7 protein-coding genes and 1 pseudogene are annotated in these 11,047 nt (G+C 73.2%); 7 read left to right on the top strand and 1 reads right to left on the bottom strand.

Translation table 11 applies throughout. The features are described 5' to 3' along the window. Nucleotides 1–443: pseudogene (locus ACFP6A_RS14145) on the top strand (hypothetical protein); the annotation flags it as partial. Between the two features lie 103 nt (nt 444–546). After that, nucleotides 547–1,815, top strand: coding sequence for a cysteine--1-D-myo-inosityl 2-amino-2-deoxy-alpha-D-glucopyranoside ligase (gene mshC, locus ACFP6A_RS14140; protein WP_379604578.1), 1,269 nt, complete (start codon nt 547–549; stop codon nt 1,813–1,815). Nucleotides 1,816–1,870: 55 nt separating this feature from the next. Here the strand turns inward: mshC and ACFP6A_RS14135 are convergent, their stop codons facing one another. Beyond that, the gene (locus ACFP6A_RS14135; RefSeq protein ID WP_379604580.1) at nt 1,871–2,686 is read right to left on the bottom strand and encodes a PAC2 family protein; all 816 of its coding nucleotides are present in this window, start codon (nt 2,684–2,686) and stop codon (nt 1,871–1,873) included. Between the two features lie 231 nt (nt 2,687–2,917). Between ACFP6A_RS14135 and metH the strand changes: the two genes are divergently transcribed. The 5 genes from metH to ACFP6A_RS14110 all read left to right on the top strand — a co-directional run bounded on the left by metH (nt 2,918) and on the right by ACFP6A_RS14110 (nt 11,043). Then, complete coding sequence (gene metH, locus ACFP6A_RS14130) at nt 2,918–6,463, top strand: methionine synthase (protein ID WP_379604576.1); 3,546 nt, start codon at nt 2,918–2,920, stop codon at nt 6,461–6,463. After that, nucleotides 6,460–7,155 (top strand): HAD family hydrolase, encoded by a 696-nt coding sequence (locus tag ACFP6A_RS14125; RefSeq protein WP_379604574.1) that lies wholly within the window; start codon nt 6,460–6,462, stop codon nt 7,153–7,155. Before metH ends, ACFP6A_RS14125 begins: the two co-directional genes overlap by 4 nt. A 130-nt stretch (nt 7,156–7,285) precedes the next feature. Further along, nucleotides 7,286–8,974 carry an ABC transporter substrate-binding protein gene (locus ACFP6A_RS14120; protein ID WP_379604572.1) on the top strand — a complete coding sequence of 563 codons (1,689 nt, stop codon included), beginning with the start codon at nt 7,286–7,288 and terminating at the stop codon, nt 8,972–8,974. Between the two features lie 90 nt (nt 8,975–9,064). After that, nucleotides 9,065–10,087, top strand: coding sequence for an ABC transporter permease (locus ACFP6A_RS14115; protein ID WP_379604570.1), 1,023 nt, complete (start codon nt 9,065–9,067; stop codon nt 10,085–10,087). Next, nucleotides 10,084–11,043, top strand: a complete 960-nt coding sequence (locus tag ACFP6A_RS14110; protein ID WP_379604568.1) for an ABC transporter permease — start codon at nt 10,084–10,086, stop codon at nt 11,041–11,043. The genes ACFP6A_RS14115 and ACFP6A_RS14110 overlap by 4 nt, the downstream gene beginning before the upstream one ends. Nucleotides 11,044–11,047 lie beyond the last annotated feature (4 nt).

Below are 11,047 nucleotides of genomic sequence, written 5' to 3'. Positions count from 1 at the left end.
ACGAGTCCGCCGCGGCGGTCTGGCGCACCGCCACCGGGTGGACCACCTGGCGGATGCCCACCGGGCACGTCCTGCGCCGGGCCCCCGAACCCGCCATCCCCCGAGTCGCTGGACACCCGACCGACCAGACGCTCGACTTGTGCGGCGACCCCGGCCGCCTGTCGCAGTACCTGGCCCGGGTCGACACCGCGGCCGACGAGTTCCGCCGCCTCGCCCGAGCCTGCGGGTTCCCCGTCGACCCCGAGCCCGCCCCCGAGCCCGACGCCGGGCAGCCCGAGTACGCCACCGGGCAGCCGGAGCCCACCACGCTGTCCGAGTGGGTTGCCCGCCGCCTGGCACGCCTCAAACCCGGCGAGTCCTGGGACTTCAACCCTGAACCGCCACGCCGGTTCACCCGGGCCGACCCCGACCCGCGCAAGTACACCGGGCCGCCGCCGTTCTAACGCCCGGCGGCTCTCACTCGCACCCTCCCGCCCCGCCGCTCTCTGCGCCTCGACACCCGCTGGACGACCCGGGCCTCAGCAGCCGGCAGTAGCCTTGCCCGTCGTGACCGCCTGGCCCGTCCCGCCCGTGCCGACCCTGCCCGGTGTGGGCCTGGCGGCGATGCTGCACGACACGGCGACCGGGACGCTGCGGCCGAGCGCTGCCGGCCCCGACGCCCGCCTCTACGTCTGCGGGATCACTCCCTACGACGCCACCCACATGGGGCACGCCGCCACCTACCTCGCGTTCGACCTGCTCGTGCGCACGTGGCGGGACGCCGGCCTGACCGTCCGGTACGTGCAGAACGTCACCGACGTCGACGACCCGCTGCTGGAGCGCGCCGTCGCCACCGGTGAGGACTGGCGGGAGCTCGCCCGCCGCGAGACCGCGCTGTACGCCGAGGACATGGCGGCGCTGGGCGTGGTCCCGCCGGACGTCTACCTCGGAGCGGTCGAGACCATCCCGTGGGTGGTGGACGCCGTCACCCGGCTCATCGACCAGGGTGCGGCCTACCGGGTCGCAGGGCAGGGCGCCGGGCCGGACGGCGACGTCTACTTCGACGTGTCGGCCGACCCGCACTTCGGGTCGGTCGCCCACCTCGACCGGGAGCAGATGCTCGCGCTGTTCGGCGAGCGCGGAGGGGACCCGGACCGGCCGGGGAAGCGGGACCCGCTGGACCCGCTGCTGTGGCGGGTGGCCCGCGACGGTGAGCCCTACTGGGACGGCGGTCCGCTCGGGCACGGCCGCCCCGGCTGGCACATCGAGTGCGTCGCGATCGCCCTGCACCACCTCGGATCGCCCTTCGACGTGCAGGGCGGTGGTTCGGACCTGGCCTTCCCGCACCACGAGATGGGCGCCTCCCACGGGCACGTGCTGACCGGCCGGACGCCGTACGCCCGCACCTACGCCCACGCCGGGATGGTCGGCTACGACGGCGAGAAGATGAGCAAGTCCCGCGGGAACCTCGTCCTGGTCTCCCGGTTGCGCGCGGACGGCGTGCCGCCGGACGCCATCCGCCTGGCCGTGCTCGCCCACCACTACCGCAGCGACTGGGAGTGGACCGACGCCGACCTCGTCGCCGCCCGGGAGCGGCTCGAGCGCTGGCAGGCGGCGGTCGCCCAGACCGCCGGGCCGGACGCCGGGCCCGTGCTCGCCGGGGTCCGTGACCGGCTGGCCGACGACCTCGACGCCCCGGGGGCCGTCGCGGTCGTCGACGAGTGGGTGGCAGCACAGCTCGGGGCCGCAGGCAGCGGGACAGACCCCGCCGCACCCGGTCTCGTCGCCGACACCGTCCAGGCGCTGCTCGGCGTCCGGCTGCGGGGTCCTTCCTGAGGTACTGCGCGCGCTCCCCGCGGAGGCGGCCGGGCGCCGCCCGGCGACGTGGCGGTCAGCCGCGCGGGCCGTCCCCACGGCGGCGCAGGTAGCGCTCGAACTCGCGCGCGATCGCCTCACCGGTGGCCTCGGGCAGCTCGGCGGTGTCCTTGGCCTGCTCGAGCTGTCGGACGTACTCGGCGATCTCGGCGTCCTCGCCGGCGAGCTCGTCCACCCCGGTCTGCCAGGCGCGGGCCTCCTCCGGCAGGTCCCCCAGCGGCACCGGGACGGCGAGCAGCTCCTCGATCCGGGTCAGCAGCGCCAGCACCGCCTTGGGGGAGGGGCTGTGCCCCACGTAGTGCGGTACCGCCGCCCACAGCGACAGGGTCGGCACCCCCCGTCGTCCCGCGGCGTCCTGGAGCACGCCGAGGATCCCGGTCGGACCCTCGTACCGGGACGGCTCGAGCGCGAGCCGGTGCAGGAGCTCCTCGTCGTCCGCCGTGGACGTCACCGGGATCGGCCGGGTGTGCGGCACGTCCGCCAGCAGCGCGCCGAGGGTGACGAGCATCCCGGCCCCGGCCCGCTGGAGGTGGCCGAGCACCTCGTCGGTCCAGGTCATCCAGCGCATCGACGGCTCCGGTCCACGGACGAGCAGGACGTCGTGGTGCGCACCGGGGGGCCGGGCCCGGCTGATCCGCGTCGTGGGCCACGTGATCCGGCGCCGGCCGTCGTCGCCGAGCGCCACCACGGGGCGGTTCACCTGGAAGTCGTGGTACGGCTCGGGGTCGAGCGCGGCCACCGGTTCGGCCTGCCACACCTCGGCAAGGTGGGCCAGGGCGGAGCTGGCCGCCTCGCCGGCGTCGTTCCACCCCTCGAACGCCGCGAGCACCACCGGGGCCGCACCGCTGGGCCCAGCGGCGCCGGTGGCGGCCTGGTCGTCCTCGGGGTGCTGGTTGTCCTCGGGGTGCTGCCCGTCCTCGGGGTGCTGCTCGACCACGAGTCTCCCTTCGCCCGGGGGGTCTGGACGGCGCCCGGGTCTCGACGCGCCCGCGGTCCCGGGCCGGCGTCCAGACTACGGGCGGGAACCGACAACCGGTGGACCCCCACCTACACTTCCTGCCTGATGAGCAGCCGCTCCGACCTCCTGCGCTCCGCCATGGCCGAACGCGTCCTCGTCGCCGACGGCGCGATGGGCACGATGATCCAGGCGGCCGAGCCGACCCTCGCCGACTTCGAGGGCCATGAGGGCTGCAACGAGGTGCTCAACGTCACCCGCCCGGACCTGGTCCGGGCCGTGCACGACGCCTACCTCGAGGTCGGGGTCGACTGCATCGAGACGAACACGTTCGGGGCCAACCTCGGAAACCTCAGCGAGTACGGCATCGCCGACCGCATCGGCGAGCTCGCCGAGGCCGGCGCCCGCGTCGCCCGGCAGGCCGCTGACGCCTGGTCGACCCCCGAGCGGCCTCGGTGGGTGATCGGCTCGATCGGGCCGGGCACCCGGCTGCCGAGCCTGGGCCACGTCACCTACCGCACCTTGCGGGACGCCTACGCCGAGCAGGTCCGCGGTCTGGTCGCCGGGGGGGTCGACGCGCTGCTGGTCGAGACCTGCCAGGACCTGCTGCAGGCCAAGGCGGCGGTCATCGGTGCTCGGCGAGCCCTCGCCGAGGCGGGGGAGGAGCTGCCGGTCTTCGTCCAGGTGACGGTGGAGACCACCGGCACGATGCTGCTCGGCACCGAGACCGCGGCCGCGCTGACCGCGCTGGAGGCGCTCGGCGTGGACGCGATCGGGCTGAACTGCGCGACCGGGCCGGCCGAGATGGGCGAGCACCTGCGGCACCTGTCCCGGCACGCCCGGGTGCCGGTCACCGCGATGCCGAACGCCGGCCTGCCCGAGCTGGGCGCCGACGGCGCGACGTACCCGCTCACCCCCGAGCAGCTGGCGGACGCCCACGACGCGTTCACCGCCGACCTCGGCCTCCAGCTCGTCGGTGGCTGCTGCGGGACCACCCCCGAGCACCTGCGGGCCGTCGTCGAACGGGTCGGAGGACGTCCGGTGACCCCCCGGACGCCGCACCCGGAGCCTGGGGTCTCGTCCCTGTACCAGCACGTCCCGTTCCGTCAGGACGTGTCGTACCTGTCGATCGGGGAGCGCACGAACGCCAACGGCAGCAAGGCCTTCCGTGAGGCGATGGTCGCCGGGCGCTGGGACGAGTGCGTCGAGATCGCCCGCGAGCAGGTCCGGGACGGTGCCCACCTGCTCGACGTGTGCGTCGACTACGTCGGCCGGGACGGCGTCGCCGACGTCCGCGAGGTCGTCGGCCGGCTCGCCACCGGCTCTACCCTGCCGCTGGTCATCGACTCCACCGAGCCGGACGTCGTCGAGGCGGGCCTGGAGCTGCTCGGTGGCCGGGCGGTGGTGAACTCGGTGAACTACGAGGACGGCGACGGGCCCGACAGCCGGTTCGCCCGGGTGATGCCGGTCGTCGCCGAGCACGGGGCAGCCGTCGTCGCCCTGACCATCGACGAGCAGGGGCAGGCGCGTACCGCCGAGCACAAGGTCGCCGTGGCCACCCGGCTGCTCGAGGAGCTCACCGGGCGGTGGGGGATGCGGGTGGAGGACGTCTTCGTCGACTGCCTGACCTTCCCGGTCGCGACCGGCCAGGAGGAGACCCGCCGCGACGCGATCGAGACCCTCGAGGCGATCCGGGAGGTCACCCGCCGGTTCCCCGGCGTCCAGACCGTCCTCGGGGTCTCCAACGTCTCCTTCGGACTCAACCCGGCCGCCCGGCAGGTGCTGAACTCGGTGTTCCTGCACGAGGCGGTGGAGGCCGGGCTGTCCGCCGCGATCGTGCACGCCGCCCGCATCCTGCCGGTGGCGCGGATCCCGGAGGAGCAGCTCCGCGTGGCCGGGGACCTCGTGCACGACCGTCGCCGGCCGGGCTACGACCCGCTGGCCAGGTTCCTCGAGCTGTTCGAGGGTGTGGACGCCGCGACACTTCGCGCCGACCGGGCCGCCGAGCTCGCCGGCCTGCCGCTGGACGAACGGCTGCGCCGCCGGATCGTCGACGGGGAGCGGACCGGTCTGGAGGCCGACCTCGACGCGGCGCTCGCGGCGGGTACCCGGCCCCTCGACGTCGTCAACGACTACCTGCTCGCCGGGATGCGCGAGGTCGGCGACCTGTTCGGCCGTGGGGAGATGCAGCTGCCGTTCGTGCTGCAGTCCGCGGAGGTGATGAAGGCCGCCGTGGCGCACCTGGAGCCCGCCATCGAGGCGGACCTGGCCGGCAGCGGCCCCCGGCGCGGCAAGGGGACCATCGTGCTCGCGACGGTCAAGGGCGACGTCCACGACATCGGCAAGAACCTCGTCGACATCATCCTGTCCAACAACGGCTACGACGTGGTCAACCTCGGCATCAAGCAGCCGATCGGCGAGATCCTGCGGGCGGCCCAGGAGCACGACGCGGACGCCATCGGGATGAGCGGGCTGCTGGTGAAGTCCACCGTGGTCATGCGGGAGAACCTCGAGGAGATCACCGCCCGGGGCCTGGCCGACCGGTGGCCGGTGCTGCTCGGGGGCGCGGCGCTGACCCGGGCCTACGTCGAGCACGACCTCGCCGGGATCTTCCCCGGTGAGGTGCGCTACGCCCGGGACGCGTTCGAGGGTCTGCGTCTCATGGACGCCGTCGCCAAGGCCAGGCAGGACCCGGGGAGCACGCCGTCCGACCACCTGCCGCCACTGCGGGCCCGTCGGGTCCGGCCGGTCCCAGCGCCGGCCTCCGGTGACGGCGCGGACGGCGCGGACGGCGCCGGCCGCAGGCGCTCGGACGTCGCCCGGGACGTCGACGTCCCGCGTCCGCCGTTCTGGGGGGACAGGGTCGTCCGGGGGGTCCCGCTGGCCGACTACGCCGCCTACCTCGACGAGCGCGCCACCTTCCTCGGCCAGTGGGGCCTGCGCGGGAGCAGGGGAGGGTCGGGTCCCAGCTACGAGGAGCTCGTCGAGACCGAGGGCCGTCCCCGGCTGCGCGCCTGGCTCGACCGGGTGCAGACCGAGGGGCTGATGGAGCCGGCCGTGGTCTACGGGTACTACCCGTGCTGGTCCGAGGGGGACGACCTCGTCATCGCGCACCACGACGGCTCGGACGGCGAGCCGGGCACCGAGCGCGCCCGGCTCACGTTCCCTCGGCAGCGCCGGGACCGCCGACTGTGCCTGGCCGACTACTTCCGCGACCGCGCCGAGGTCGACCGGGCCGGGCAGCCGGACGTCGTCGCCCTCCAGCTCGTCACCGTCGGCTCCCGGGTCGCCGAGGCCACCGCCGACCTGTTCGCCCGGAACGCCTACCGGGACTACCTCGAGCTGCACGGCCTGTCCGTCCAGCTCACCGAGGCCCTCGCCGAGTACTGGCACGCCCGGGTCCGCGACGAGCTGGGGCTCGGCGGACGGGACGCCCGGGACCTGCCCGGCGTGCTGCGCCAGGAGTACCGCGGCGCGCGGTACTCGTTCGGGTACCCGGCCTGCCCGGACCTGGAGCAGCGCCGCCTGCTCGTCGACCTCCTGCGACCCGAGCGGGTCGGCGTCGTCCTGTCCGAGGAGCTGCAGCTGCACCCCGAGCAGTCCACCGACGCGCTCGTCGTGCACCACCCGGAGGCCGTGTGGTTCTCGACGTGAGCACGGTGCTCCCGGCGGCCGTGCTGTGGGACATGGACGGCACCCTGGTCGACACCGAGCCGTACTGGATGGAGGCCGAGTACGCCCTCGTCGCCGAGCACGGCGGGTCCTGGGACGACGACCATGCTCACGCCCTCGTCGGCAACCCGCTCCGGGTGTCCGCCGAGTACATCCGCCGGCACGGTGGTGTCGACCTGCCGGTCGACGAGGTGGTCGAGCGGCTGCTGGCGCACGTCGTCGTCCGGGTCGGGGAGCGCCCCCCGTGGCGCCCCGGCGCCCTCGAGCTGCTCGCCGACCTCGGCCGGGTCGGGGTGCCGTGCGCGCTGGTCACCATGTCCTGGACGTCGCTCGCCGAGGCTGTCGTCTCCGCGCTGCCGGCCGGCACCTTCGCCGCCGTCGTCACCGGCGACGAGGTCACCTACGGCAAGCCGCACCCGGAGCCGTACCTCACCGCCGCGGCCCGGCTCGGCGTCGACCCGGCGGAGTGCGTCGCCGTGGAGGACTCCCCGACCGGACTGCTCAGCGCGGAGGCGGCGGGGGCGGTGGCGGTCGGCGTGCCCCACCTCGTCCCGCTGCCCACTCGACCGGGCCGGATCCTGCTGTCCTCGCTGGCCGGGGTCACCGCCGCGGACCTGGGTCGCCTGGTGTCCGCACGGACGACGCGGCGCTACCGGAGTGTGTCCGAACCGTGACCTCGCGGGGCGGTCAAGGTGTTCAGTCGCCCCCCTTCGCCGGTCTAGGGTCCAATGGCCCGGTCGGACGACCGGTGACGTACCTGCCGGCGTCGACCTCGTCGTCGCCGCGGACCCGATGGAGTGAGACATGCGACGGAGCAGCCTGCGACGGCCGCTCGCCGTCATCGGTGCGGCCGCCCTGGCCGCGTCCCTGGCGGCGTGCGCCGAGAGCGAGCGCGACGACACCGGAAGCGACGGGGGCACCGCCGGCGAGGAGACCGCCAGCGGCGGCACCTTCGTCTTCGCGGCGTCCAGCGACCCGGTGATGCTGGACCCGGCCTTCGCCAGCGACGGCGAGACGTTCCGGGTGGCGCGGAACATCTTCGAGGGTCTGGTCGGCACCGAGCCCGGCACTGCCGACCCCGCGCCGCTGCTCGCCGAGAGCTGGGAGACCAGCGAGGACGGCCTGAGCACCACGTTCCAGCTGCGTGAGGGTGTCACCTTCCACGACGGTACGGAGTTCAACGCCGAGGCCGTCTGCGCCAACTTCGAGCGCTGGCACAACTGGACCGGCATCCTGCAGTCCCAGAACCTGTCGTACTACTACCAGTCGCTGTTCAAGGGCTTCGCCGAGAGCGACAACCCCGACCTCGTCGGCGGCATCTACGAGAGTTGCGAGGTGGGCTCGGACACCGAGGTCACCGTCAACCTCAACGAGCCGTTCGCCGGCTTCATCCCGGCGCTGTCGCTGCCGGCATTCTCCATGCAGAGCCCCACCGCGATGCAGGAGTACGACGCGGACAACGTCTCGGGCACCGAGGACGACCCCCGGTTCTCCGCCTACGCGACCGAGCACCCGACCGGCACCGGCCCGTTCCAGTTCGAGAGCTGGGAGCGGGGCCAGCAGGTCACGCTGACCCGCTACGACGACTACTGGGGCGAGACGGCGAAGATCGACACCGCCATCATCCGCACCATCCCGGACGGCAACGCCCGGCTGCAGGCGCTGCGCAACGGTGACATCGACGGCTACGACCTCGTGGCCCCCGGTGACATCGAGGGCCTGGAGGCCGACGGGTTCACCGTGATGTCCCGCGACCCGTTCACGATCCTGTACCTGGGCTTCAACCAGGCCGTCCCCGAGCTCGCCGACATCCGGGTCCGTCAGGCCATCGCCCACGCCATCGACAAGGAGGCCGTCGTCTCCCAGTCGCTGCCCGAGGGCACCGAGATCGCGACCCAGTTCATCCCGCCCACCGTGGACGGCTGGAACCCCGACGTCCCGACCTACCCGTACGACCCCGAGCGGGCCCAGGAGCTGCTCGCCGAGGCCGGCGTGGAGGACCTGACGCTGCAGTTCAACTACCCGACCGACGTCTCCCGGCCGTACATGCCGACGCCGGAGGACACGTACACCGCCATCGCCTCCCAGCTGGAGGCCGCCGGTATCACGGTGGAGCCCGTCGCCGACCGCTGGAGCCCGGACTACCTCGACAAGATCCAGGGCTCGGCCGACCACGGCATCCACCTGCTCGGCTGGACGGGTGACTACAACGACACCGACAACTTCCTCGGCGTGTTCTTCGGCCAGCCGAGCAACGAGTGGGGCTTCGACAACCCCGAGCTGTTCGCCGCGCTGACCGAGGCCCGTGGGGTCGCCAGCCGCGACGAGCAGACCCCGCTGTACGAGGAGATCAACGCTCAGGTGATGGAGTTCCTCCCTGGTGTGCCGATTGCGCACCCGGCGCCGTCCCTGGCGTTCGCGCCGGAGGTCGAGGGCTACCAGCCCAGCCCCGTCAACGACGAGGTCTGGAACCTCATCACGATCAACGAGTAGCGGAGCCGACGACGGTGGCCCGGCGGGTGGTTCTGCCGCCGGGCCACCGCAGTCCCCGGTCCTGCTCGTCCGTCCTCAGGTGAGGCCCCGTTGCTGAGATTCGTCCTGCGCCGGCTGCTGCTGCTCGTGCCGGTGCTGCTCGGCCTCGTCGTCCTGCTGTTCCTCTGGCTGCGGGCCCTGCCCGGTGACCCTGCCCGGGCAATGCTCGGCCAGCGGGCGACGCCGGAGAGCATCGCCCAGGTGAACGCCCAGTACGGCTTCGACCGTCCGCTGCTCGAGCAGTTCGTCCGCTACACCGGGCAGCTCCTCCAGGGCAACTTCGGCTCCTCCACCCGGACCGGCGAGCCGGTGCTGGAGAGCTTCCTGCTGCGCTTCCCGGCGACGGTCGAGCTCGCCGTCGCCGCCCTGATCTTCGCCGTGCTGCTCGGCATCCCGCTCGGCTACTACGCCGCCCGCCACGCCGGCGGTCTCATCGACACCTTGGCCGTCTCCGGATCGCTGCTCGGCGTGTCCATCCCGGTGTTCTTCCTCGCCTACCTGCTCAAGCTGGTGTTCGCCGTCGGCGTGCCGCCGGTCGAGTTCCTCGGCGTGCTGCCCACCAGCGGCCGCCAGGACGTCCGGATCGACGCCACCCACATCACGAACTTCTACGTCCTCGACGGGTTGCTGACCAGAGAGTGGGACGCGGCGCTCGACGCGCTCGTCCACCTCGTCCTGCCCGGGATCGCACTCGGCACCATCCCGCTGGCGATCATCGTCCGGATCACCCGCGCCTCGGTGCTCGAGGTGCTCCACGAGGACTACGTGCGGACCGCGGAGGCGAAGGGCCTGACCCGCTCGCTCATCCGGCGCCGGCACGTGCTGCGCAACGCCCTGCTGCCGGTCGTCACCACCATCGGCCTGCAGGCCGGTCTGCTGTTCTCCGGAGCCGTGCTCACCGAGTCCGTGTTCGCCATCAACGGGATCGGGTCGTACCTCTTCCTGGCGATCGGCCAGCTCGACTACGCGGTGCTGCAGGGGTACATCCTGTTCATCGCCGTCGGGTACGCCCTCATCAACCTGCTCGTCGACCTCAGCTACGGCCTCATCGACCCCCGGGTGCGTGTGTCATGACGTCGATCCCCCCGGCCCAGACCGGTCCGTCCGAGCTCGGGCGTGGCGGTGCCCTCGGCGAGGTGCTCGGAGCGGTCAAGCACGACGACGAGCGCGGGGTCAGCCTGTGGCGGGGCGCCTTCCGGCGGCTGCGGCGCAACCCGTCGGCCATCATCGGCGCGTCGATCATGCTCGGGTTCGTCGTCATCGCGCTGGCGGCCCCGCTCATCGCCGGGTACGAGCCCGGACGGCCGCTGCCGAACAGCGGGATCACCCCGTCCTCGGTTCCCGGTCCGTCGCCGGAGCACCCCCTGGGCCTCGACTCCACCGGCGCCGACCTGCTGACCCAGATGGTGTACGGCGCCCGCCAGTCGCTCATCATCGGGGTGGTCTCCACCTCCATCGGCCTCACCGTCGGCGCGGTCCTGGGCATCCTGGCCGGAGGCGTCGGTGGAGCGGTCGACCTGGTCGTCATGCGGGTCGTCGACATCATGCTGTCGATCCCCAGCCTGCTTCTCGCGGTGAGCATCGCCGCCGTGCTCGGCCAGAGCCGGACGTCGGTGATGATCGCCATCGGGGTGGCCCAGGTCCCGATCTTCGCCCGGCTGCTGCGGGGGTCGCTGCTCCAGCAGCGCTCGGCCGACTACGTGCTCGCGGCGTTCTCCGTGGGGCTGCGCCGGCGCAGCGTGGTGATGAGCCACATGCTGCCGAACTCCCTCGGCCCCGTGATCGTGCAGGCGACCCTCATGCTGGCGACCGCCATCATCGAGGTCGCCGCGCTGTCCTACCTCGGACTCGGCGACCCGAACCCGAGCGTGGCCGAGTGGGGCCGGATGCTCGTCAAGGCCCAGCCCCGGCTGGAGTCCGACCCGCACCTCGCCCTGCTGCCCGGTATCGCGATCGCCGTCACCGCCTTCGGCTTCACGCTGTTCGGCGAGGCGCTGCGTGAGGCCCTCGACCCGAAGTTCCGGCGGTGACCTG

The sequence above is a fragment of the Quadrisphaera sp. GCM10027208 genome, assembly GCF_042658805.1.
Taxonomy (GTDB): Bacteria; Actinomycetota; Actinomycetes; order Actinomycetales; family SCSIO-59966; genus SCSIO-59966.
The sequence above is the reverse complement of the archived record's forward strand: the minus strand, read 5'-3'. Positions and strand labels throughout refer to the sequence as shown.

Bases quoted from the DNA above. Each gene is read 5' to 3' on its own strand.
- metH (WP_379604576.1), top strand. From the start codon at position 2,918: ATGAGCAGCCGCTCCGACCTCCTGCGCTCCGCCATGGCCGAACGCGTC.
- ACFP6A_RS14120 (WP_379604572.1), top strand. From the start codon at position 7,286: ATGCGACGGAGCAGCCTGCGACGGCCGCTCGCCGTCATCGGTGCGGCC.
- ACFP6A_RS14110 (WP_379604568.1), top strand. From the start codon at position 10,084: ATGACGTCGATCCCCCCGGCCCAGACCGGTCCGTCCGAGCTCGGGCGT.